Source organism: Allocatelliglobosispora scoriae (assembly GCF_014204945.1).
GTDB lineage: Bacteria > Actinomycetota > Actinomycetes > Mycobacteriales > Micromonosporaceae > Allocatelliglobosispora > Allocatelliglobosispora scoriae.
In genome coordinates this window covers 2,952,139-2,974,717 of record NZ_JACHMN010000003.1, presented here as the reverse complement: position 1 = coordinate 2,974,717, position 22,579 = coordinate 2,952,139, and the positions used below count along the sequence as shown (strand labels likewise).

At 69.4% G+C, this 22,579-nt stretch carries 20 protein-coding genes; 10 read left to right on the top strand and 10 right to left on the bottom strand.

Annotated features, from left to right (window positions below):
• Positions 1-29: 29 nt before the first annotated feature.
• On the bottom strand, positions 30-1,226 hold the full coding sequence (locus F4553_RS39425; protein WP_312875557.1) for an ROK family transcriptional regulator: 1,197 nt from the start codon (positions 1,224-1,226) through the stop codon (positions 30-32).
• Positions 1,227-1,682: 456 nt separating this feature from the next.
• On the opposite strand from F4553_RS39425, the gene F4553_RS39420 reads away from it, so the two are divergent.
• Positions 1,683-3,890 (top strand): pectate lyase-like domain-containing protein, encoded by a 2,208-nt coding sequence (locus F4553_RS39420; protein WP_184846767.1) that lies wholly within the window; start codon positions 1,683-1,685, stop codon positions 3,888-3,890.
• 52 nt (positions 3,891-3,942) lie between these two features.
• On the opposite strand, the gene F4553_RS39415 is transcribed toward F4553_RS39420, so the two are convergent.
• Together F4553_RS39415 and F4553_RS39410 are read right to left on the bottom strand one after the other, a co-directional pair.
• A complete protein-coding gene (locus F4553_RS39415; protein WP_184846765.1) occupies positions 3,943-5,877 on the bottom strand; it encodes a PrsW family glutamic-type intramembrane protease in 1,935 nt (644 codons plus the stop codon).
• Positions 5,878-5,961: 84 nt separating this feature from the next.
• Positions 5,962-6,525 carry a GNAT family N-acetyltransferase gene (locus F4553_RS39410; RefSeq protein ID WP_184846763.1) on the bottom strand — a complete coding sequence of 188 codons (564 nt, stop codon included), beginning with the start codon at positions 6,523-6,525 and terminating at the stop codon, positions 5,962-5,964.
• A 95-nt stretch (positions 6,526-6,620) separates the two neighbouring features.
• Between F4553_RS39410 and manD the strand changes: the two genes are divergently transcribed.
• Entirely contained in the window at positions 6,621-7,829 is a 1,209-nt protein-coding gene (gene manD / locus F4553_RS39405) for a D-mannonate dehydratase ManD (protein ID WP_184846761.1), read from the top strand.
• A gap of 88 nt (positions 7,830-7,917) precedes the next feature.
• Here manD and F4553_RS39400 read toward each other — a convergent pair whose 3' ends face one another.
• Entirely contained in the window at positions 7,918-9,465 is a 1,548-nt protein-coding gene (locus tag F4553_RS39400; RefSeq protein WP_184846759.1) for a sigma-70 family RNA polymerase sigma factor, read from the bottom strand.
• A 333-nt stretch (positions 9,466-9,798) separates the two neighbouring features.
• Between F4553_RS39400 and F4553_RS39395 the strand changes: the two genes are divergently transcribed.
• The 5 genes from F4553_RS39395 to F4553_RS39375 all read left to right on the top strand — a co-directional run bounded on the left by F4553_RS39395 (position 9,799) and on the right by F4553_RS39375 (position 14,929).
• Positions 9,799-11,292 carry an arabinofuranosidase catalytic domain-containing protein gene (locus F4553_RS39395; RefSeq protein WP_184846757.1) on the top strand — a complete coding sequence of 498 codons (1,494 nt, stop codon included), beginning with the start codon at positions 9,799-9,801 and terminating at the stop codon, positions 11,290-11,292.
• 96 nt (positions 11,293-11,388) lie between these two features.
• Complete coding sequence (locus F4553_RS39390; RefSeq protein WP_312875556.1) at positions 11,389-12,408, top strand: arabinan endo-1,5-alpha-L-arabinosidase; 1,020 nt, start codon at positions 11,389-11,391, stop codon at positions 12,406-12,408.
• 81 nt (positions 12,409-12,489) lie between these two features.
• Positions 12,490-13,113, top strand: a complete 624-nt coding sequence (locus F4553_RS39385) for a winged helix-turn-helix domain-containing protein (protein ID WP_184846755.1) — start codon at positions 12,490-12,492, stop codon at positions 13,111-13,113.
• Positions 13,110-13,994 (top strand): SRPBCC family protein, encoded by an 885-nt coding sequence (locus tag F4553_RS39380; RefSeq protein WP_184846753.1) that lies wholly within the window; start codon positions 13,110-13,112, stop codon positions 13,992-13,994. The genes F4553_RS39385 and F4553_RS39380 overlap by 4 nt, the downstream gene beginning before the upstream one ends.
• Before the next feature lie 116 nt (positions 13,995-14,110).
• A complete protein-coding gene (locus F4553_RS39375) occupies positions 14,111-14,929 on the top strand; it encodes a hypothetical protein (protein ID WP_184846751.1) in 819 nt (272 codons plus the stop codon).
• On the opposite strand, the gene F4553_RS39370 is transcribed toward F4553_RS39375, so the two are convergent.
• Together F4553_RS39370 and F4553_RS39365 are read right to left on the bottom strand one after the other, a co-directional pair.
• Positions 14,913-15,827, bottom strand: a complete 915-nt coding sequence (locus F4553_RS39370) for a GNAT family N-acetyltransferase (protein WP_184846749.1) — start codon at positions 15,825-15,827, stop codon at positions 14,913-14,915. The two genes, F4553_RS39375 and F4553_RS39370, sit on opposite strands and share 17 nt — an antisense overlap.
• A 267-nt stretch (positions 15,828-16,094) precedes the next feature.
• On the bottom strand, positions 16,095-17,072 hold the full coding sequence (locus F4553_RS39365) for a hypothetical protein (protein ID WP_184846747.1): 978 nt from the start codon (positions 17,070-17,072) through the stop codon (positions 16,095-16,097).
• A gap of 153 nt (positions 17,073-17,225) precedes the next feature.
• On the opposite strand from F4553_RS39365, the gene F4553_RS39360 reads away from it, so the two are divergent.
• A complete protein-coding gene (locus tag F4553_RS39360) occupies positions 17,226-17,771 on the top strand; it encodes a hypothetical protein (RefSeq protein ID WP_184846745.1) in 546 nt (181 codons plus the stop codon).
• Between the two features lie 119 nt (positions 17,772-17,890).
• On the opposite strand, the gene F4553_RS39355 is transcribed toward F4553_RS39360, so the two are convergent.
• Positions 17,891-19,537 (bottom strand): catalase, encoded by a 1,647-nt coding sequence (locus F4553_RS39355; protein ID WP_184846743.1) that lies wholly within the window; start codon positions 19,535-19,537, stop codon positions 17,891-17,893.
• Positions 19,538-19,677: 140 nt separating this feature from the next.
• On the opposite strand from F4553_RS39355, the gene F4553_RS39350 reads away from it, so the two are divergent.
• Complete coding sequence (locus F4553_RS39350; protein ID WP_184846741.1) at positions 19,678-20,085, top strand: ankyrin repeat domain-containing protein; 408 nt, start codon at positions 19,678-19,680, stop codon at positions 20,083-20,085.
• Here F4553_RS39350 and F4553_RS39345 read toward each other — a convergent pair.
• Positions 20,082-20,669: a GNAT family N-acetyltransferase gene (locus F4553_RS39345; RefSeq protein WP_184846739.1), complete on the bottom strand. Its 588-nt coding sequence runs from the start codon at positions 20,667-20,669 to the stop codon at positions 20,082-20,084. The genes F4553_RS39350 and F4553_RS39345 overlap by 4 nt on opposite strands.
• Before the next feature lie 164 nt (positions 20,670-20,833).
• Here F4553_RS39345 and F4553_RS39340 point away from each other — a divergent pair, with 164 nt between their 5' ends.
• Positions 20,834-21,472, top strand: coding sequence for an N-acetylmuramoyl-L-alanine amidase (locus F4553_RS39340; protein ID WP_184846737.1), 639 nt, complete (start codon positions 20,834-20,836; stop codon positions 21,470-21,472).
• 64 nt (positions 21,473-21,536) lie between these two features.
• Here F4553_RS39340 and F4553_RS39335 read toward each other — a convergent pair whose 3' ends face one another.
• On the bottom strand, positions 21,537-22,085 hold the full coding sequence (locus tag F4553_RS39335; RefSeq protein WP_184846735.1) for an EF-hand domain-containing protein: 549 nt from the start codon (positions 22,083-22,085) through the stop codon (positions 21,537-21,539).
• A 19-nt stretch (positions 22,086-22,104) separates the two neighbouring features.
• A complete protein-coding gene (locus F4553_RS42725) occupies positions 22,105-22,539 on the bottom strand; it encodes a cupin domain-containing protein (RefSeq protein ID WP_221470660.1) in 435 nt (144 codons plus the stop codon).
• Between the last annotated feature and the right edge of the window lie 40 nt (positions 22,540-22,579).

The window sequence follows — 22,579 nt, the reverse complement described above, 5'->3', positions numbered from 1 at the left end:
TTCGCGGGGGCCCCACGACCGCGTCGGGGCTACTCCGCCAGCAGTGAGGTGACCTGCGGCGAGAAGGTGCTGTGCAGGACGAGGGACGCGGCTCCCACGACGGCCGCGTCAGCGCCGAGCGGGGAGAGCACCACGTCGACGACGCGGATCTGCCGGGCCATCGGCCGGGTGGCGAGGGCCGCGGCGACCGCGTCCCGGTAGGCCGTCCCGACCGACCGGATCCCGTTGCCGCCCAGGATCACCAGGTCGACATCGACGGTGTTGGCCACGTTGACGACCGCCCACGCGAGCCGGTCCGCCGCGGTCCGGACGACAGCCGTCGCCACCTCGTCACCCGCTTCGGCGGCATCGCAGACGGCCTCGTAGTCGACGGTCGCCGGGTCCCGGCGGAAGCGCTGCGCGAGCGGGCCGCTGCCGCCCCCGCCGGCACCGGCCAGGCGCTCGCGGGCGTCCGCGACGATCGCCTTCGGGTTGATCAGCCGCTCGACGCATCCCCGGCTGCCGCAGTAGCACTCCGGTCCGTCCGCCATGATCGTGATGTGGCCGAACTCGGCGGCGTTCAACGAGCCGCCACGGTGCACCTGGTGACCGAGGAACAGGCCGCCGCCGATGCCCGTACCCAGGAAGAAGTATGCGAAGTTGGCGACACCGCGGCCCGCACCCGCCCAGCGCTCGCCGATCGCCGCGGCGGTCGCGTCGTTGTCGATGGTGACCGCGAGCCCGGTCGCGGCCTCGAGCAGCTCCTTCATCGCCACCCGGCGCCACTTGGCGAGCTGCGGCGGCGAGATGACCAGGCCGAGGTCCTGGTCGATCGGGCCGGGAGTGGCCACCCCCAGGCCCAGCACGCGCTGCCGGGACACCCCGGCCACCGCGAGGACCGCCTCCACCAGCTCCGCCATGGCCCGGATGACCTCGTCCGGCTCGGCCGTCTGCGGCAGCGGCCGCCGGGTCGTCACCAGGGCCCGGCCCAAAAGATCCACCACGACGCAGGTGAGCTCGACGGGATCGAAGTGCAGCCCGACGGCGCTGCCCGCGTCGGCGTTGACCCGCAGGATGGTGCGGGGCTTGCCGCCGGTGGCGATCCTGCTGGCACCGTCCTCACGGACCACGCCCTCGTCGATCAGCCTGCGCACGATGCCGGAGACCGTCTGCGCGGTGAGTCCGGTGTGCTGGGCGAGCTCGACCCGACTGATCCCGTCGGCCAGCTGGATGACATCCAGAACCACCGCGCGGTTGTACGCCCCGACCTTGGGAAGGTTCGTGCCAACCTGCCGCAACGTGCCCCTTCCTCATGGCGCCGTGACGCGAATTCCCTAGTACAGCAGCTTAAGCGAGGATGCGCACCGACGAGAAGGCGGGTCGTGCCCATGCGGGCAGGGCCTTCACCGCCGTCAGCGGAAGGCCGGTGTGCAGTCCCGCAGCGCCACCCGGCTGCGCCCCGACCCCTCGCTGCGCAGCACACCGGTCGCCGCCGAGGCGGACCGGTGCCGGGGGTGATGCTGGGGGAACTACAACATCGACCATCCAACATGAATGCGCCATGATTGTCAACGTTGTCAGATTGGCGTTCATCACTACTTGACACGCGAGTTACAGCGCCGTAACACTGTGGCAACCCTCGCAAGAGAGCGCTCTCACAGCGTGGGCGTCCGTCCCTGACCCACCAGGAGAGCAGGTACGTTATGAGAAGCCCATCAAGATCACTCCGGATCGGATTACTGGTCCTGGCGTTGACGGCTGCGGGCGCCACCGTCAGCCTCGCCAGCCCCGTCCAGTCCGCCTACGCCGCGGTCGCCGGCAACCCCATCAACGGGCCGGGCGGCAAGTGCGTCGACGTGGCCGGTGACGACATCGGCGTCAACGGCACCGCGATCCAGCTCTGGGACTGCCAGGCCGCAGCCGCCGACCAGCACTGGACCTGGAGCGGCACCGCCCTGACCGCGATCGGCCGCTGCCTCGACATCACCAGCGGCGGCACCGCCAACAGCACGCCGCTCCAGCTCTGGGACTGCAACGGCACCGGCGCCCAGCAGTGGACCGCGCAGGCCGACGGCTCCCTGCGCAACCCCCAGTCCGGCCGCTGCATGGACTCCCCCGGCGGCGCCACCGCCAACGGCACCCGCCTGACGATCTGGGACTGCAACGGCACCGGCGCGCAGAAGTTCTCGCTGACGGCGACCCCGCCGACGGGCACCTGCCCGACCTACTCCGACACGCCCGACTTCGGCCCCAACGTGCGCATCTTCGACCACTCCTCCAGCGACGCCACCATCCAGGCCGCGCTGAACACCGTCTTCGATGCGCAGAAGAGCACCCAGACCGCGCAGTTCGCCACCCGCCGCGACGCCCTGCTGTTCAAGCCCAGCTCGACGCCGTACGCTGTGGGCGCCAACATCGGCTTCAACACCTCGATCGCCGGGCTCGGCCTGAACCCCGACGACACCCGCATCAACGGCGCCGTGACGGTCGACGCGTTCAACGCCAGCGACGCCGGCAACGCCACCCAGAACTTCTGGCGCTCCGCCGAGAACCTCTCGGTCAACACGCTCGGCGGCACCAACCGCTGGGCCGTCGCCCAGGCGGCACCGTTCCGCCGCATGCACATCATCGGCGGCCTCAACCTCTTCCCGGCCAGCTACGGCTGGGCCAGCGGCGGCTACATCGCCGACTCCAAGGTCGACGGCAACAGCGAGTCGGCCTCGCAGCAGCAGTGGTACACCCGCGACAGCCAGCTCGGCAGCTGGAGCGGCTCCAACTGGAACATGGTCTTCTCCGGCGTCAACGGGGCGCCCGCGAACAACTTCAACACCAACCCGGCCGCCGGACCCCGCTACACCACCCTCGCCACCACGCCGATCTCCCGCGACGTGCCCTACCTCTACCTCGACGGCGCCGGGAAGTACCGGGTGTTCGTGCCGTCGCTGCGGACCAACGCGTCCGGGCCGAGCTGGGCGGGCGGCTCCACGCCCGGTAGCTCACTGCCGATGAGCACCTTCTTCGTGGCCCGCCCGAGCGACTCGGCGGCGACGATCAACACCGCCTTCGCCAACGGCTGCAACGTCTTCTTCACCCCCGGCGTCTACCACGTCAACCAGACGCTGCACGTGACGAAGGCGAACACGATCGTCCTCGGCATCGGCTACGCGACGATCATCCCCGACGGCGGCGTCAACGCGATGGACGTCGCCGATGTCGACGGCGTACGCATCAAGGGCCTGCTCTTCGACGCCGGCACCACCAACAGCGACACCCTGCTCAAGGTCGGCCTCGCCAAGACCTCGGTGTCCCACTCGGGCAACCCGACCACGATCCAGGACGTGTTCTTCCGGATCGGCGGCATGGTCGCGGGCAAGGCCACCAACAGCCTGGTCGTCAACACCAACAACACGATCATCGACCACACCTGGGCCTGGCGGGCCGACCACGGCGCCGGGATCGGCTGGACCGTCAACACCGCCGACAACGGCCTGACCGTGAACGGCGACAACGTGCTCGCGACCGGCCTGTTCGTCGAGCACTACCAGAAGAACGAGGTGGTCTGGAACGGCGCCAACGGCCGGATCATCTTCTTCCAGAACGAGATGCCCTACGACCCGCCGAACCAGGCGTCCTGGATGAACGGCTCCACGCAGGGCTACCCGGCCATCAAGGTGGGGTCGGGCGTCACCACCTTCGAGGCCTGGGGCCTGGGCAGCTACTGCTACTTCAACGTCAACCCGGCCGTCGTGTCGGCCCGGGCGTTCGAGGTGCCGGCGGTGGCCGGAGTGAAGTTCCACAACATGGCGGTCGTCTCCCTCGGCGGCGTCGGCACCATCGCCCGCGTCATCAACAACACCGGCGCGGCGGCGAACTCCACCACCAACAACGTCTACCTGCTGAACTTCCCGTAACCGCTCGGCCGGCGGCCGGTCCGGATCCCCGGGCCGGCCGCCGTCGGCGTTCTCAGAGCGTCTCGGCGAGGAACTCCTGCAGAGCCGCCTCCGCCTCGGGTGAGCCCGGCCGCAGGTGGACGTGGGCCTCGCCCTGCTTGTGACCCTGCTCCAGCCACTTCATGAACTCGCGCCGGGTGCCGGTGTCGGGCACCTTCTCCTTCAGCCAGCCCGATTCCTGCAGCTCCTGCTTGTTCGCGTCGCTCATCCGCTCGTTGCGCGGCGCGTCCTCGTACTTGTTGGCCTCGTCGCCGTACTTGTCCTCCCAGTAGTCGTCGCCCCGGCCCCCGCTGCCGCCACCGCTGGAGGCGTGCATGAGCAGAGCACCGAGCGCACCGAGCGCGGCTCCCAATCCGGCGAGGGCGGCCGGGGACAGCGCACCGGCCATCATGCCGCCGCCGGCCAGGGCCAGCCCGCCCGGCGGGAAGAGGACGAGGGCCAGGGCGATGAGCATCAGCAGGAGGCCGCTGAGCGCGACACCCCTGCCCAGCGCGTCGAGGATGTGGATGTTGGACACCAGCGGCTGGTCCAGACCGCTGCCGGTCAGACCGATGATGAGGGAGGTCACCCCGGTCGCGAGCGCGCCGAAGGCGGTGATGAGCTGCAGCTCGCCCTTGGCTATCAGCTCGGCGGAGGGTGCCGCCGCGAGCTGCCGCCGCTGGCGGAGCATGCCGATGAGCCGCCAGCCGAGCCAGGCGAGGCCGACGAGGCTGAACAGGAGGATCACCGGGGTGGCGAACGCCGACATCATGAGCTTCTGCACACCGGCGGTGAGCGGGATCGTGCCGACGACGAAGTAGAGGAAGGCGGGCACCAGCAGCACCAGCGGGACCAGCAGCGGCAGGTAGCGGCGGATGCCGCTGCCCGACGCGAACGGGTTCGGCAGCGGCGGCTTGACGTTGCTCCAGGCCGCGGCGGTGTTGGACGCGTCGATCCGGTCACGGATCTCCCGCACCACCCGGTGCAGGTCGGCGGTGTCCCGACCGGACGCGTGGGCGAAGTACAGGTTGCGGCGGGCCAGGACGAACCGCCACGCGATCAGCGGCGTCCAGGGCAGGCCCTTCGTCGCGAAGTCGAGCAGGGACACCTGGGTCTGCACGTCGGGCAAGGCACGCTTCGACGTCCGGGCGGCCACGAAGTCCAGATAGGACGCCGCTGCGAGGGCCAGCAGCGGGTAGAGCCAGCCCACGGTGCCGATCACCTTCATGGGACCGGCCACCAGACCGATCACCCCGCCGTCGTCGGGTGCCGCGATGCGCTGGTTGAAGCTGGCGTGGTCCAGCCAGGCGTAGAAGATGAGCGCCGCCCCGGCCAGGCGCAGCTTCCAGCCCTTGCGCAGCAGCAGCCCCAGGCCGAGCCCGGCCAGCGCACTGAGCACCAGGTGCGGGTTGGTCGCGCTGTCGGATGCCCCGGCGAACAGGTCGCCGTTGACGACGGGCGCCGGGAGCCACGAGGTGAGGATGCTGCTCAGGCCGGGGAAGTAGGTCAGCGAGAAGCCCGACATCTCCGTCCACCCGGACACGATGCCGCCCTGCGCGTCGGGCATCCGCGCGGCCTCGTTGCTGAATCGCAGCAGCGCCTCGGCGAGAGTGAAGCCGGAACCGATCGCCGCGGCGACGAGCACGTAGTCGGTCAGGCCCCACTGCGCGCGGATCCGCTTGTGCAGCAGCACCAGCAGCGCCAGCGGCGCGATCTTCGCCAGCTCCTCGATGAAGGGATCCATTGTGTACGAAGCGGTGCGGACCACCTCGGGCAGCGGCGTGTCGGTCAGCGCCACCACACCCCGGGTGTAGAGGAGCTGCGCGAACACCGACAGGACACCGGCACCGTAGAGACCGACGGTGACCGCCAGCAGGAGCACGCCGAAGCGCACGGTCCGGGTCCAGGAGCTCAGGATCGCCAATTGCCATACGCCGTAACACGCGGCGATCATCATCAGGACGGCCATCGCCAGAACCTAGCAATCGACGACAACCCCGGCTATCGAGAAGACGACGTTGGAGCGAAAGACAATCGGCGGCCCACGACCGTCTCAGACCAGCGCATCGGCCGCCCACACCATGCGCAGCTTGCGCGGATGGCCGTTCAGCCGTGTCGGATCGCCGCCCGGCGGAGCCACTGTCGCCGTTTCGACGCAGGTGGCACCGGCGGCGATGTAGAACCGCTGCGCGGCTGCGTTCTGCTCGAGCACCCACAGGTAGAGCCCGCCGCCGGTCGGCCGCTCGGCGACGGTCCGGGCGACCTGCCCCAGCAGCAGTGAGCCGATGCCCGTGCGGCGCTGGTCGTGGGCGACGTGCAGGTTGTCGATGAAGCTCCCCCACCGCGGGTCGTCGTCGAACACGACGTGGATGAAGCCCACCAGGCGCTCCTCGCCCTGCTCGGCGAGGACGGTCTCGGTGCCGGCGGGAGCCGCCAGCCGCTCCGCCCACACCGCCCGGCGTTCGGCGAGGACGTCGCCGTCGAGGTAGGAGTCGGCGAAGGCACCCCGGTAGTGCCGCCGCCAGCTGTCGGCGTGCAGGGCCGCGACCTGCTCGAAGTCGTCCGCTCCGGCGAGCCGCAAGCGCGGCGGCCCGGATCGCCCGTCAGTCACGCTCATCGGCCCAGCCTAACGAGGCCGGGAGATCGGCAGCCGGCCGCAGCGCCTTCCCGGTACCTCTTGACATCGGCGGAAGCGAATTTCAGGCTGGGCACGTGAAGATCGTCGATGCTCGCGTCATCGTCACCTGCCCGGGCCGCAACTTCGTCACGCTGAAGATCATCACCGACGACGGCGTCACCGGGGTCGGCGACGCCACCCTCAACGGCCGCGAGCTCTCCGTCGCCGCCTATCTGACCGAGCACGTCATCCCGGCGCTGATCGGCCGGGACCCGGCCCGGATCGAGGACACCTGGCAGTACCTCTACAAGGGAGCCTACTGGCGGCGCGGCCCGGTGACGATGACCGCGATCGCCGCCGTCGACACCGCGCTGTGGGACATCAAAGGAAAGGTCGCCGGGCTGCCCGTCTACCAGCTGCTCGGCGGGCGCTGCCGCGACGGCGTCACCGTCTACGGCCACGCCAGCGCCGAGACGGTCGACGAGGTGCTCACCGAGGTCGCCCGCTATGTGGACCTCGGCTACAAGGCGGTGCGGGTCCAGACCGGGGTGCCGGGGCTCGCGACCACCTACGGCGTCGGCCGGGGCCAGATGTACTACGAGCCCGCCGACGCCGCGATCGCCAGCGAGGCGGTCTGGTCGACCGACCGCTATTTCGCCCACGTGCCGGGCGTCTTCGCGCAGGTCCGCGACGCGTTCGGCCCCGGGCTGAAGCTGCTGCACGACGTGCACCACCGGCTCACCCCGATCGAGGCGGCGCGGCTGGGCAAGAGCCTGGAGCCGTACGCGCTGACGTGGATGGAGGACCCGGTCCCCGCCGAGCTGCAGGAGGGTTTCCGCCTCATCCGGCAGCACACCACCACCCCGATCGCCGTCGGCGAGGTCTTCAACACCGTCTGGGACTGCCGGGAGCTGATCCAGGAGCAGCTCATCGACTACATCCGCACCACCGTCGTACACGCCGGCGGGATCAGCCACCTGCGGCGGATCTTCGATCTGGCGGCGCTGCACCACGTCCGCAGCGGCTCGCACGGCGCCACCGACCTGTCGCCGGTCTGCATGGCGGCGGCGCTGCACGTGGACCTCAGCATCCCCAACTTCGGGCTGCAGGAGTACATGCGGCACACCCCGGAGACCGACGCGGTCTTCCCGCACGGCTACCACTTCGCCGACGGCTACCTGCACCCGTCCGAGGAGCCCGGCCTCGGCGTCGACATCGACGAGGAGCTCGCCGCACGGTACCCCTACCGCCCGGCGGCGCTGCCGGTCAACCGCCTCGAAGACGGGACGATGCACAGTTGGTGACCGCGTACCATCCCGCGTGGCTGCCCGCGGCGGCCCTCCGGCACCGCACCGCCGTGTCGGCGGGCTCACCGATCCGCGAGCGGCAGGCTCACCGATCCGCAAGCGGCGGCCGGATCCGAAAGGAGCTGTCCGCGAGGAACGCGGCGCTGCCGTCGGTGTAGTCGACCCACAGCTCGCCACCCCGGCGGTGCAGGAACCACCCCGCGTATTGGGACTCGAAGACCAGCGATGAGCTCGTCGATCCCGGTCGGACGCAGAACGTCGCGTCCGACCGGAAGAGCTCGGTGCCGTCGTTGTAGTTCGACTTCGTCCGCCAGTTCTGGTGGCGCAGGTACCGTCCGTCGGCTGCGCGGAAGGAGAAGCAGCCGGCGTCGGCCAGGCCCGCCACCACGTCGAAGGTGGCCTGCTGGCGGGCTGTGGCAGCGCTCGTCGCCGAGAGGGCCGCCAGCACGCCGACACCATTCTGGATGGTGGCGTAGTGGCCGGGCTGCGCGGCTGACTCCAGCGAGGCGGGTCCAGCCGTCAGCGGCCCGGCTGCGCTGCGGGAGGGGCTCGGGCTCGACCGGCGGCTGGCCTGGGCGGCGGAGGGGCTCGGTTGGGCGGCGGACGGGCTCGGCAGCGCCGGGGTGTCAGCCGGAGGCAGCGGCGCCGCTACCGCCGGGAGCGCCGGAGGGCTGGCGGGCCAGTTCAGGACGGCGGCCGTCGTGCCCGCAGCCAGGGTGCCCGCGACGAGCACCGTGACGACGGAGTGGGACGCGACCGCCTTCGTCAGATTCCCCAGCAGGCCCGCCTTCGCTCCGGCCGTCAGCGCCGCCGACGATGCGGCACCGGCGAGCGCGCCCTTGCCGATCAGCGCGGCGGCGAGCGCGGCCGGGACAGGGAGCAGGGCCGCCCCGACGAGCAGCCGGTCCGCACTCACCAGCCGGTCGACGGTGGGCGTGCAGGTGCCGCAGGAACCGACATGCCGGGTGATCCGCTTGCGCCAGGCGGTGCTGGGCGTACCGTCCCAGCCCTTCAGCACCCCGTCGAGATCGGTGCAGCGCGGCTGCGCCGACACCGCGGCGACCAGGGCACGGCACTGGTCGAACTGCTGGCGCATCCGTTGGACGCGCACCCCGGCGTGCGCGACGCTCACCCCGGTCGCCGTGGCGAGTTCGGTACGCGACAGCTTGCCCGCGACCTCCAGCCACCACAGCGACAGCAGCGTCCGGTCGTCGCCGTCCAACCAGCGCGCGGCGCGTACCGCCTGGTGGCGCTGGTCGGCCAGGTCCAGCCGCAGCATCGTCAAACCCTCGAAGGACGCGTCGGCGTCCGGCATTCCGGCCAGGTCGTCCAAGGGGGCGGTACGCCGGGCGTTGACGCTCCGCCGGTGCAGGTGGGTGCTGATCTGCCGAACGGTGATGGCGCCCAGCCAGGCCCGGAAGCTCTCCGGGGTGCGCAGCTCCCGCAGCTCCCGCAGGGCTCGCACCATGCTGTCCTGCACGACGTCGTCGCACTCGGGAGGATCGATCATCGCCCTGCGCACGATCGTGTAGACGAAGGGCAGGTAGGCGGCGATCAGGTCGTCGAGCGCCCGCTGATCACCGGCCTGCGCCGCGACGACGAGCGCCGGGTCGTTGGAGCTGTTGGGTGGCATCCGCAATTCGCTGTCGTAGATGGATCGTGGTGGTTGACTCTGACGGAGCCTGCGGCGTCCAGTCAAGACGCGGCAGAAGTTCTGGCCCTGGCTCACCCGCCCGGCTGCGAGCCTGCGGACCTCCGGGGTCGAGATCGTCGGCGCGGCCGACGTCGCGTGATGCCATAAACACTCAGCCCGCGGGAGTCTGTTGACGGATCGAAACATCCATGTAAGGCTCCGTTAACGTTAACAACCGCGGGCTCTTTCGGAGCAATGTTAACGTTAACACCGGTGGTCATCGATGTTTTACTTCGCATTTCGCGTGCGTGGCATGCATATGGAAGGACTCTTATGGCTCCCTGGTCCTCAACTCGATGGCGGCGATCCATCCTCGCTCTCGGCGCCGCCGCCGCGCTCGGCATGACCGTGCTGGTGACGGCGTCCGCTCCCGCGCAGGCGGCGGGCACGCTCTCCTGCGACATCTACGCCAACGGCGGCACGCCGTGCGTCGCCGCGCACAGCACCACCCGCGCGCTCTTCGGCACCTACAACGGTGCGCTCTACCAGGTGCGGCGCTGGTCCGACGGCGCGACCGCCAACATCGGCGTACTCAGCGCGGGCGGCTACGCGAACGCGGCCGCGCAGGACTCGTTCTGCTCGGGTACCTACTGCACGATCGTGCGCATCTATGACCAGACCTCGCGTCACAACGATCTCACCATCGCACCCGGCGGCGGCGCCAACCCCACCGCCGACCAGGGCTCGAACGCGGCGGCACTGCCCGTCACCGCGGGTGGCCACAAGGTCTACGGCGTCTACATCTCGGCGGGCAACGGCTACCGCAACAACGCGACGAACGGCATCGCGACCGGCAGCCAGCCCGAGGGCATGTACATGGTCACCGAGGGCACGCACACCAACGACCGGTGCTGCTTCGACTACGGCAACGCCGAGACCAACAACATGGACACCGGCAACGGCGACATGGACGCGATCTACTTCGGCACGCTGTGCTGGTTCTCGCCGTGCGCGGGCGGCCCCCGGGTCGCCGCCGACCTCGAGAACGGGCTCTTCGCGGGCGGCAACGGCTCCTGGACCGCGAACACCGGCCGCTCCTCGGCGTTCGTGACCGCGGTGCTGAAGAACAACGGCACCACCACCTACGCCATCAAGGACGGCAACGCGCAGTCCGGGGGCCTCACGACCCGCTACAACGGCGGCCTGCCGACCCAGGCCGGCTACCGGCCGATGACCAAGCAGGGCGCGATCATCCTCGGCATCGGCGGCGACAACAGCAACGGCTCCGTAGGCTCTTTCTTCGAGGGCGTCATGACCAGCGGCTACCCGAGCGACGCCACCGAGAATTCGGTGCAGGCCAACATCGTGTCGGTCGGCTACAGCAAGAGCGTCGGCTTCCCCGTGAACGGTGCCACCTACCGCCTGACCAACCTCCAGAGCGGCAAGGTGCTCGACGCGGTCAACTGCGGCACCGCCAACGGTACGCAGATCGACCAGTGGCAGCCGCTGGGCAACACGTGCCAGCAGTGGCGCTTCAACAGCGTCGGTGCCAACAAGTGGACGCTGACGAACGTCAACGCCAACAAGGTGCTGGACGCGGTCGGCTGCGGGCAGGCCCTCGGCACCGCCGTCAACCTGTGGCAGTCGCTCGGCAACCTGTGCCAGCAGTGGGCGGTCATTCCCGCCGGCAACGGCCGATACGAGCTCGTCGTCGAGAACAGCGGCATGGTCCTCGACGACCAGGACTGCGGAACGGCGAACGGTACGCCCGCACGCCTGTGGATGTGGCTCAACAACCCGTGCCAGCTCTGGTCGATCGCTCCGTAGCAGGACCGGTCCCGGGCCGCCGGACCGCGGCATGGGCGGTCCGGCGGCCCGGGACTGCTGAACATCCTGATCACCTTCGCGGAAGGGACGCTCGCCGTGTTCACCTCCACCGAAGCACCCTCCCGGCTCTCCCGACGGCACGGATGGCGGGCGTGGCTCGCCGCGGGCGTGACCACCGCCATGGCGGCCATCGGCGGAGTCGCCGTCGATCAGTGTGCCGCGTCGGCGGCGCCGAACTACCCCGACCCCGGCTACGTGACCGGCGACATCGGCGTCCACGACCCGGCGGTCGTCACCCGCCCGCAGGGCGGCTACCTGCTGGCGCACACCGGGAACAACATCACCCTGAAGACCTCGACCGACCGGATCACGTTCCGCAATGCCGGGACCGTCTTCCCCAACGGCGCACCGTGGACGCTGACCTACACGAACAACAGCCGCAACCTGTGGGCACCCGACATCTCCTACCGCAACGGGCGCTACTACCTGTACTACTCCGCCTCGACGTTCGGCTCGAACCGGTCGGCCATATTCCTGGCCACCAGCACCACCGGCGCCACCGGCACCTGGACCCACCAGGGCCTCGTCATCGAATCGCGGACCTCCGACAATTTCAACGCCATCGACCCGAACCTCTACACCGACAGCCAGGGCCGGTGGTGGCTCACCTTCGGATCGTTCTGGTCCGGGATCAAGCTCGTCCAACTGGACCCCGCGACCGGTCGGCGCCTCGACGGCACCGTACGCGGGATCGCCGGCCGTGGCGGCGGCGCCATCGAGGCGCCCTTCGTGTTCCGGCGCGGCACGTGGTACTACCTCTACGTCTCGTTCGACCTGTGCTGCCGCGGAGCCGCGAGCACCTACCGGATCATGGTCGGCCGCTCGGCCAGTCCGACCGGCCCCTTCCTGGACCGCAACGGCACCGACATGGCCGCCGGCGGAGGTACGCAGCTCCTCGCCTCCCACGGCGGCATCCACGGCCCGGGCCACCAGGCGGTCATCGCCGACACCGATGGCGACCAGCTCTTCTACCACTACTACGCCGACAACGGCGCGTCCTTGCTGGGCATCAACAGCATCGGCTACGACGCCGCCGGGTGGCCCTACATCTTCTGAGCGGCGCGCCGAACGCGGGAGCGCCGCCCGAAGCACAGCCGATTGACAAAACTATTTTGTGCGTACAGGATGATTTTTGTGATGAGGGATCTCCTGTACCTGGAGCGGGTCGAGCAGGCCGAGACGCTGCTCAAACCACAGCGCATCGAGGTGCTGCGGCAGCTGGCCGAGCCGCGGTCGTGCACCGAGGTCGCCGCCCGGCTGGACCAGACCCAGCAGCGCGTCTACTACCACGTCAAGCGGCTGGTCGAGCACGGCATCGCCACCCAGGTCGCCGAGCGCCGGGTGCGCGGCATCAACGAGGGCGTCTACCAGGCCACCGCGCGCGCCTACTGGCTCTCTCCCCGCCTCGTCGGCCGGATCGGCCAGCGCCAGCAACGCGACGAGGCCAGCCTCGGCTACCTGCTCGACCTCATGGAGGACGTCCAGTCCGACGTCGCCGCCCTCCACACCCAGGCGGCCCGCCGAGCCGCCGGGCTCCGCACCGCCGAGCCGGACCTGCCGTCCCTCGGCGTCGCCGGCGAGATCCGGGTGCGCCCCGACCGGCGCCCCGAGTTCATGGCCGATCTGAAGGCCGCGCTGCAGGATCTCTTCACGAAGTACGGCGGCGCCGAGGGTGACGCGTTCCGGCTCGCCGTCGCCTGCTACCCCGACCGCTCCCACGACGAAGACGACAGCAGCCGACGAGGAGAAGAAGACCGATGACCACGTTGAAGAAGCGCATCCGGATCGCCGCCCCGCGCGGCGCGGTGCACCGCGCCCTCACCGACCCGGCGGCACTACGGGTCTGGCTGGCCGAGCACGCCGAGGTGGACCTGCCCGACCGCTACCGGTTCTGGGGCCGCTTCACCCCGGACGGCGAAGCGCCGCACCAGCGCCTGCGGCACGCCGACGACGGCTCGCTGCGCTTCGACTGGGACCTCGACGGCGTCGCCACCTCCGTCGAGATCGGACTGGTCGACGACTCCGGTGCCGACGGCGAATCGACGCTGCTCACGCTCACCCAGACCGAGGTGCCGGGCTGGCCCGAGGTCCTGACGACCCCCGGCGACCGCAGCCTGATGCACACCTACTGGGCGCTGGCCCTGGCCAACCTGGCCGACTACGCCGAGGGGCGGGAACCCCTCGTGCTGTGCGACTTCACCAGCCCGGAGCTGCGCGCCGAGGTGCTGATCGACGCCGACCGACAGGCCGTCTACACGTCGCTGACCGAGCCGGAGCACTTCTCCCGCTGGGCCGGGGTGAAACTCGAGGCCGAGCTGCACCCGGGCGGCCGCTGGGCGATGGGCGGTTTCGAAGCCAACCCCCATCCCGCGCGCGTCCTCGACATCCAGCCGGGGAGCTCGATGTCGATCGACTGGGGCGAGATGGTCCAGTCCTGGGAGCTGGCCGACTCCGACGGGCGCACCCGGCTGGCCTTCGTCCACAGCGGATTCGACGAGACCCAGCCGCCCTACGACGGCTGGCTCGGCGCGCTCGCCGGCCTGGTGGAGCTGCGCCGCTACCACGAGATCAAGAACTGGCGCACCGCGTGGGTCGAGGTGCACCTCGACGGCATCCCGGACGGACTCCTCACCAACAATTAGGGCACCAGCCGAACGGCGGCACGCCCCGACCGAGCACCAGCGGTCGGGGCGTGCCGCGGTGGCGGTGTCCGGGAATTCGTTGGCGCGCCGACCGGGCCGGTTCGTACCGTGGGCCGGTGACGCCGCAGGAGAAGAAGCGCTTGAGTTATGAGCGGGACCGCCGCAACACCTACGGCGAGAACGACAAGAGTTCGCGCAAGAACATCCCCCGCGGTAAACGGCGGGCCAACCGCGCCGACCGCCGCGGCGCGTCCACCGCCCTCGTCACCGTGCAGGGCGTCCACGGCCCGATCGACGACAGGGCTGCCGACCGGGCCGAGCAGCGCCTCGCCGGACGGCGGCCGGTCGGCTTCCGCAAGTGGCGCGACGAGCCGCTCGGCTCCGTCGTCACCCACCAGCTCGGTCGCCGGGGCAACGCCGACCCGGCCGGTGCGGCGATCGCCGAAGCGCGGATCGAGCGCGTCGAGAAGCTGCTCGGCCACCGGCTCCGCCCGGCCGAGACCGATGTCGCGCCGTGGATCCGCAGCCTGGCGGCGTTCGACCGGCAGATCAGGCTGCGCACGGGCTCCCGGCTGCGCGAATGGGTCACCCACCGGATGGCGGAGGTGCGCCGAGCCGAGCGCGCGGGCGCCTTCACCGCCTATGACGTGGCGCTGCAGGACGCCCGCTTCGCCGCCGCGCTCCTGCGCGACGGGCACCTCGCTGCGGTGGCAGACCTGCTGCCGCCGTTGGACGAGTTGGTCCGCGCGTGCCTCGCCCGGATCCCGTTGACCGTGCGCGAAGCGCGAGCCGCCAGGCCGGCCGACGCCTACCTGATCCGCGACACGTTCCGCCTGGTCGCCGCTGTCAGCCCGCTCGGCGCGCACCTCGTCGATCCCGAGCTCCGCGCCGAGCTGCGGGCCTGGCGTCGTCTCCGGCTCAGGACAGCTGCTTGAGCATCGACCACTCCGCCGCTGTCACCCGGTAGCCCAGCCAGTCGTTGACCGCGACCATCGGCCCGTTGGTGTAGTCGTTGCAGGTGATCGCCGTGTGCAGGCCGGCCTCGTGCGCCTTGCGCAGGGCGGCGGACTTGGCGAGTTTCGCCAGCCCCCGGCCCCGGTAGTCGCGCAGCGTGCAGGTGCCGGTGGAGGTGCACCGGCCCGTCGCCGGATCGCCCTCCAGGAACGTGCCGCAGGCCGGGACCCCGTCGACGACGACCACCGTGCTCGCCTCGTGCTGCATGTCGGGGCTCTGCCAGTAGCGGTGCAGCCACAGCTCATAGGGCAGCCCGTCATAGGTCATGTCCCCCGGCTCGTCGATCGACGCGGCCATGTCCAGGGCGTAGACGGCCTCGGGTCCGACCTCGGCGATGCTCCGCAGCTCGACCCCGGCCGGGATCGGCGGCATCGGCGGCAGGGACCCGGTCCGAAGCTCGGAGTAGCGGTCCCGTGCACCCTCGGCGTAGCCGTGCCCGGCGGCCCAGCTCAGGTTGGCGGGTTCATCGGGGACGTAGGCGCGGACCCGGCGGGCGCCGATCTCGCGCAGGTGCGCCTCGATCGAGGCGTAGAGCGCGGTGCCGGTCCCCTGCCTGCGGGCATCGGGGAGCACGGCGACGTTGACCTCGGCGGCGGCCTGCTCGGCGGTGGAGAGGTTGAAGCCGCCGGTTCCGAAGCCCACGACCTCGCCGCCGACCTCGGCGACGAGGCGCATCGCCCGCGCCTGCGGGCGCACGGTCCGGAACCAGTTGCGCTGGTTGTCGACGCTCGCCACCATCCACGGGTACGCCGCGGCACGGATGCGGGCCACGGCGGGCACGTCGTCGATGGTCATGTCGCGCAGCTGAACGTCGGTCACCAGGTATGTCTAGCAACCCGCACAACTGGTTTATCCGGCGAACACACCTTCTCGGCCAGACCGCCTTCTCGTGCGTGCACTGGTCGGCACTCACCTCATCGTTACGATTTGCTTCTTCCCGTTGGTCGCCGCGAGGACCTTGGCAGCTGCTAGACGTACCTTCGACGCAGCTCCTACAATCCGAGGTCACAGCTATCGTCAGGCGTTGCACGGGCCTAGCGATCGGCGACCGGGATCCGGGCAAGGTGAATCCGCGTAGTCTCGGAGCTACCGCCGTCCCGTTCTTACGAGAACAGGAGTGCCGCGTCGATCCCGAGGCTCGGGGGACCGGAAGGTGACGGCCCAGACCAGGCTTGCCAACGCCACTGAACACGCTTCCAGCGTCAAAATGAACGCGACATACTCGTGCCAGCCCTGCAAAGTGTCGCCGCACCGGGCATTCGTCCACGGCAGTGTCGAGATCGCCAGCGCTTCACCGGCGCACAGAATGATGACGGTCATGGCCGTCATCGCACGTTGGACCGGTTCGTGCAGCATGTGGCGGAAGAGTCCGGCTTCCAAGCCCACGGCGACGAGCAGAAGCGGGATTACTTGGCTGAGCTGGGCGAAGTATTCCTGGCTGACGGCGCCAGAACACATGCCAACCGCACCATCCATATAATACTTACGATCATCGTTGTTGAGGGCGCGATCCCAGATCAGCCCACCGGCATAGCCTGCGGCGGTACCCAGAAGCAGAGGTATCGCCGACCTCAGACGCCGCCACTGATGCGATTCGGCTCGACGAACACGTGGCCGCAGAAGGGCGACCGGACTGGCTCCCACGATTGCCGCCAGCATGACGGCTAGGGATACCAGGTAGAACGCCGCAAGGAGGATGTCAGTCCACAAGGGTGTGTTTTGACCGGGTTTCAGGTTGAAAACGAATTCGAGGAGGGTCTCAATGCCGTCAAGAACGAGAGTCAGCGCCGCGCCGGCCACCCACCACCGGATCTGCCTGGGTCTTGCCGCCACGGGACGCCGATCAAAGCCCCAAATGAGTACTCCCATCAAGGACAAAAGTCCGAGATCAAGCGCAAGCAGGCCCCACCACGGCTCGGTTCGGCCCAGAACCTCACAGAGCGCTTCCAAGAACACTTCACTGAAAGCCAGGGGTATCAAAGAAATAAACACGACAGCTAGCGGAGCACCATGCTGCTTCGATTGTTTGACATCGGCGAATGGCAAGGCGCCCCCAGCGAACAAGAAATCTCCCAGGTCCGGCTGTTCGATAGATGGAGCACCGAAGCTGCCGACAACGCAGGATAGCGCCTCAACCGGCAGCCGAGCCGATCGTCCTGGGTCTGGCATCCGATAGAGGAATGCGGGACGTTGATGATCGCCGCTAGTCTGCGCGCCATGCGACGTATCATCGGACTCCTCCTCGTCCTCTACAGCCTCCTGCTGGCGTTCAACACCACCGTTCCCCTCATCGCCAAGGTCGCCGGTGACGAGATCACCACTGTGTCCAGTGTGGGCACTTACTCCGACGGCCTCGGCAAGGCGCCCTACGCGGGGCTGCCGGGGAGCAACGAGATCGCCTGGCAGTCCGGCGGCGCCACGGTCAAGGGCACCCTCTACGGCGAAGCGGGCCGGATCGTGAACGCCTCCAGCCCGCCCAAGCTGGCCCTGGAGGCGCACGAGCTGCCCGGCCTGACCGGCCTGGCGTTCACCTCTCCCGTCGACAACACCGAAACGCTGCTGGCGTTCCTCGCCATCCCGATCTTCTTCCTCGGCATGTACGCCCTCTTCCGCCGCAAGCGCCGTCGGCGCCGTCGCGGGAGCAGCGGCCACCACGGGCACGACCATGACGACGATGACGATGACTACGACGACGACTCCGATGACGGCGGCGACAGCGACGGCGGCGGAGACGGCGGGGGTGACGGCGGCGGCGGGGACTAAGCGATCCGTATGTCAACCGCGGTCGCCCCGACCGGTCGGGGCGACCGCGGTTGACGATCACTATGGGTGGATGCCCCCATCGGTCCGACGTGGCACCGCGCCACACGGCCGGGGGTTGGTCAGACCGTGGTGTTCTCGTTGGGGACGCAGTGGGTCATCGTCAGGCCGGTGACGTCGCGGGGACCGTTCTTGCCCAGGTTCGCCGCCCGCTCCAGCTCCGCATCGGTCAACGTCTGCGTGGCCAGCGGTGCCAGCCCGCGTACGTCGTCCGCACTGATCCCCAGCCCGTCCCCCACGCGCCGGCCCAGCTCGTCCTCGCACATGAACAGGTGCCACACCATCCGCTCCTGGATGGGCCGGTCGCACTGGCTCAGCTGCCCGACCAGATTGGTGACGAGGTCGTCGCGCTCCCACTGCTCCGACAGCAGGTAGCGCTGCCCGGCCTGGGTGTAGTCGTCGGTACGCTCGATCCGCTGCCGCGTCAGCCGCGCGTTGATGACCGGCCCCTGCTCCCGGGGTCCCGGATCGGCACTCTCGGCGAGCCCGCCGGTGATGGAGGGCTCGTAGTTGACGTGCGGATTCGCCCCCGCGTCGTCCACATAGAACGCCATCTGGCCGTCGCGCTGGTTGGTCCGCACCTGGGTGCCCTTGGCCTGGTTGACCGGGAGCTGCAGATAGTTGGGCCCGACCCGGTAGCGCTGGGTGTCGCTGTAGCTGAAGGTCCGCCCGACCAGCATCTTGTCGTCGCTGAAGTCCAGCCCGTCGACGAGGACGCCGGTGCCGAACGCGATCTGCTCGCTCTCGGCGAAGAAGTTCTTCGGCACCCGGTCGAGCACCATTTTCCCGATCGTGTGCAGCGGGAACTCGTTCTCCGGCCAGACCTTCGTGTCGTCGAGCGGGTCGAAGTCGAGCTCCGGGTGGTCATTGTCGTCCATGAGCTGCACCTTCAGCTCCCACTCCGGGTGGTCGCCGCGCTCGATCGCCTCGTAGAGGTCCCTGGTGTGCGTACCCAACTCGGTGCCTTGAAGCTCTGCCGCCTGGTCCGCGGTGAGTGACTTGACGCCCAGCTTCGGGATCCAGTGGTATTTGACCAGCTTCGTCTCTCCGGCGGCGTTGACCCACTTATAGGTGTTGACGCCGAAGCCCTGCATGGTGCGGTAGGACGACGGCAGGCCGCGCGGGCTGAAGACGAGCGTGACCATGTGCAGCGACTCGGGCGACTGGCTGATGAAGTCGAAGACCCGGTTCGCCACCTGGCGCTCGAAGCTGACCGGGTCGGGCTTCTGCGAGTGGATGAAGTCCGGGAACTTGATCGCGTCGCGGATGAAGAAGACGGCGAGGTTGTTGCCGACCAGGTCCCAGTTGCCGTCCTCGGTGTAGAACTTCACCGCGAAGCCGCGCGGGTCGCGGGCGAGCTCGGAGGAGTCGCGGCCGCCGGCGACGGTCGAGAACCGGATCGCGAGCTCGGTCCGCTTGCCCGCTTCCTGGAAGAGCTTGGCCCGGGTGAACCGGGCGATCGGCTCGTCGCCGAGCTTGCCGGTGGCCTCGAAATACCCGAAGGCCGTCGCACCGCGTGCGTGCACGACCCGCTCCGGGATGCGCTCGCGGTCGAAGTGGGCCAGCTTCTCCATGAAGTGGTAGTTCTCCAGCGTCGCCGGACCGCGCGAGCCGATCGTGCGCTGGTTCTGGTTGTCGAAGACAGGGTGGCCCTGCCTGGTGGTCAGCACCGCCCGGTCCTGGGGCGCGCCGGCAGTCTCGTCGGTCATGGCACTCTCCTCGGGTTCGTTACGATTTTGCTGGCCCACCGCCTCCCGATGCTGGCAAACCAGCAGAATCCGCATGTACCGCATACCCCCGACGCGGGCTTTCAATCTGGATCCAATCAAGTTCTGGCTAGACTGGCCGCATGCCCGAGCCGCTGACCGACGAAGAACTCGCCTTCCTGCAGAGCGTGCTGGACCTGGCCCGGGAGGGTAAGACCGAGGAACTGCTCGGCGCCGTCGACGCGGGGGTGCCGGTCAACCTCACCGGCGGCACGGGCGACTCGCTGCTGATCCTCGCGGCATACCACAACCATCCGGGTACGGTGAGCGCGCTGCTCGCCGCCGGTGCCGACCCGAGCAGGGTCAACGACCGGGGCCAGACGGCCCTCGGTGCGGCCGTCTTCCGCCGCAACGCCGAGACCGTCAGCGCGCTGCTCGCGGCTGGCGCCGACCCGGCCGCCGGGGGTCGCTCAGCCCTGGAGATCGCACACTTCTTCGACCTGCCGGAGATGGTCGACCTGCTGACTGCGGCAGCGGCGAAACCCGCTTAGCGGGCGTCGCGCCAGAGGGTCCACTGCGGCGGTCCGGCACTGAAGGTGTGCTCGCCGGTGACGGCGAAGCCGTGACGGCGGTAGAAGCCGAGGTTGCGCGGGTTCGACGACTCCAGGTAGGTCGCGATCCCGGCCGCGTCGAACCGCTGCAGCGCCTGGCCCATCAGCGCCGATCCGGCCCCGGCGCCCCGGCTGCCGGTGGCGGTGCCGATGAACTCGAGGTACCAGTGGTTCGGCCCCTGGCGGCCGTGCAGCTTCTCGATGGCGCCGAGGCGTCCGAGCAGCCGCGGCAGGTGCGGACCGGCCGCCCGGACCATGTCGGGTGCGGCCTTGACCAGGGCCGGCAGGGGCAGCCTCCACTCGCCGGGCGGTGACCACATCGCCACCGCACGGCGGTCGGCGGTGGTGTAGACGTGTCCTCGCGGCAGCGCGAAGCGCAGCAGTGCCCCGAAGATCCGCACGAGCCGCTCGTGGCGCTGCGACTCGGGCAGGAGCCAGGTCCAGACCGGGTCGTCGTCGAACGCCTCGGCGAGCGTGGTGGCGAGCGCTTGCCGATCTCCGGGTACGCCGATGCGGATCTCCATCGCGTGAGTATGCCGCGACACTACCGGGCGGTAGTCAGCGGGAGCAGTGAAGAATACCTTCCCGTGATCATAGATTTACGCAAGAGACCTTCATTGATTGATTCGCATGCGATACAGTCGCACCACCCCGCTCCACCTCGCCCCCCACTGAGAGGTGCACCCCCATGACCGGTCACTCTGTCGCGCGGCGCCGTACCCTGCTCGCCGCCGCCGCCGGACTCGCCGTGGCGCCATGGCTCGCCACTCCCGCCCTCGCCGCCGCTCCCAAGGTCTACATCGACCCCGGCCACGGCGGCACCGACCCCGGCGCGGTCGCCAACGGCCTGCAGGAGAAGAACGTCACCCTGAGCATCGCCCTGCAGACCCGCGACATCCTCAAGGCGAACTGGAACGTCGACGTCCGCATGTCGCGCACGACCGACATCACCCGCAGCCTCACCTACCGCACCGACGACGCCAACGCCTGGGGCGCGGCGATCTTCATCAGCATCCACATCAACGCCGGCGGCGGCACCGGCTTCGAGAGCTACCGCTACCCGGGTCTCGGCGGCACCACCCTCCGGCTGCACAACAACATCCACTCGAAGGTCATCGCCGGGATGCGGACGGTCGCCGCCGTCACCGACCGGGGCCTGAAGGAGCAGAACCTGCACGTGCTGCGGGAGACCGCGATGCCGGCCGTGCTCACCGAGAACCTCTTCATCGACACGGTCGCCAACGCCAACCTGCTCAAGCGCGCCGACTTCATCACCGCCACCGCACGCGGCCACGCCCAGGGCATCGCCCTGTTCCTCGGCCTCTGATCAGCACACATCATCGTGAGTCCTGGGACGGCCGCGCCGCCCCAGGACCATCCGCAGGCGGCGCCTACGGACTCGGATGGGGGAAGAAGGCGGCACCGGGACCGTTCAGGTCATCGGTGCGGAAATACGCGATCGAATGCTCCTCGAACTCGTCGCGGGTCACCCGACCGCTTCCATCGGAGTCGATCACCCGGAAAGAGCGACGGACGGACTCCTCCGGAGCGCCCCACGCGCTGAACGCAGCCAGGTAATCGGCCAGGGACATCTCGCCCCTCCCTGCCTCGTCGATGACCTCGAACAGGACCGCGGCACGGTCGCGGAGCTGCTGCTCGGCGTCGACGGCGGCAAGCAGGCGCTCGTGGGCCGTCACGAACTCGTCGACGCTGATCATTCCGTCGCCGTCGCCGTCCATGACGGCGTTAGCGGCCCAGCAGCGGCCGACGAGCAGCTCCCGCATCCGGAGCACCCGCGGCGAGGTGTCCGCCGCACCGATATGGGCCTGGAACCGGGCGACCGCCAGTTCGTAATCGCCCCTCGTCAACCGCCCGTCGCGGTCGCTGTCGTAGAGCAGGAACAGCCGACGGATCTTCACCACCTGCGCATGGTTCAGCATGCTGCCTCCTTTATGGAATTCAGCGATCCGGTACGGAGAGGTCGGGCAGCAGCACCACGCTCTCCTGCTCGTTCGGGTCCGTTCGCGCGAGCACCGCGACCGCGGGCTCGGTATCGCTGGCGTTGTAGGGGGCGTGCGGCACACCTGCCGGGATGTAGAGGAAGTCACCCGGCAGGACCAGCATGCGTTCCCTCAGTCCGTCTCCCCACCGGTGCTCCACCGTCCCGCTGATGACATAGACCGCAGACTCGTGGTCGGCGTGCAGGTGCGGTTCGGCGTGCCCGCCAGGCGGCAGCCGCATCACATGGAGGCACAGCGCCTTGGATCCGGCGGACTGCGCCGATATCCCTTCGAAGTAGGAAACGTTCTGCCGCCCCTCGAACTGACGACCCCCGCCCGGGATCAGGACACAGTCCCGAACGTCACCGGGTTCCTCGATCGACCCGCTGCTCACATCCACACTCCTTTCCGTCATCGTGCGCCGGTTTTTACGG

Bases quoted from the DNA above. Each gene is read 5' to 3' on its own strand.
- F4553_RS39335 (WP_184846735.1), bottom strand. From the start codon at position 22,085: ATGCTGAACCATGCGCAGGTGGTGAAGATCCGTCGGCTGTTCCTGCTC.
- F4553_RS39355 (WP_184846743.1), bottom strand. From the start codon at position 19,537: ATGACCGACGAGACTGCCGGCGCGCCCCAGGACCGGGCGGTGCTGACC.
- F4553_RS39360 (WP_184846745.1), top strand. From the start codon at position 17,226: ATGCGACGTATCATCGGACTCCTCCTCGTCCTCTACAGCCTCCTGCTG.
- F4553_RS39350 (WP_184846741.1), top strand. From the start codon at position 19,678: ATGCCCGAGCCGCTGACCGACGAAGAACTCGCCTTCCTGCAGAGCGTG.
- F4553_RS39415 (WP_184846765.1), bottom strand. From the start codon at position 5,877: ATGGCCGTCCTGATGATGATCGCCGCGTGTTACGGCGTATGGCAATTG.
- F4553_RS39395 (WP_184846757.1), top strand. From the start codon at position 9,799: ATGGCTCCCTGGTCCTCAACTCGATGGCGGCGATCCATCCTCGCTCTC.
- F4553_RS39410 (WP_184846763.1), bottom strand. From the start codon at position 6,525: ATGAGCGTGACTGACGGGCGATCCGGGCCGCCGCGCTTGCGGCTCGCC.
- F4553_RS39385 (WP_184846755.1), top strand. From the start codon at position 12,490: ATGAGGGATCTCCTGTACCTGGAGCGGGTCGAGCAGGCCGAGACGCTG.
- F4553_RS39420 (WP_184846767.1), top strand. From the start codon at position 1,683: ATGAGAAGCCCATCAAGATCACTCCGGATCGGATTACTGGTCCTGGCG.
- F4553_RS39400 (WP_184846759.1), bottom strand. From the start codon at position 9,465: ATGCCACCCAACAGCTCCAACGACCCGGCGCTCGTCGTCGCGGCGCAG.
- F4553_RS39345 (WP_184846739.1), bottom strand. From the start codon at position 20,669: ATGGAGATCCGCATCGGCGTACCCGGAGATCGGCAAGCGCTCGCCACC.
- F4553_RS39340 (WP_184846737.1), top strand. From the start codon at position 20,834: ATGACCGGTCACTCTGTCGCGCGGCGCCGTACCCTGCTCGCCGCCGCC.
- F4553_RS39380 (WP_184846753.1), top strand. From the start codon at position 13,110: ATGACCACGTTGAAGAAGCGCATCCGGATCGCCGCCCCGCGCGGCGCG.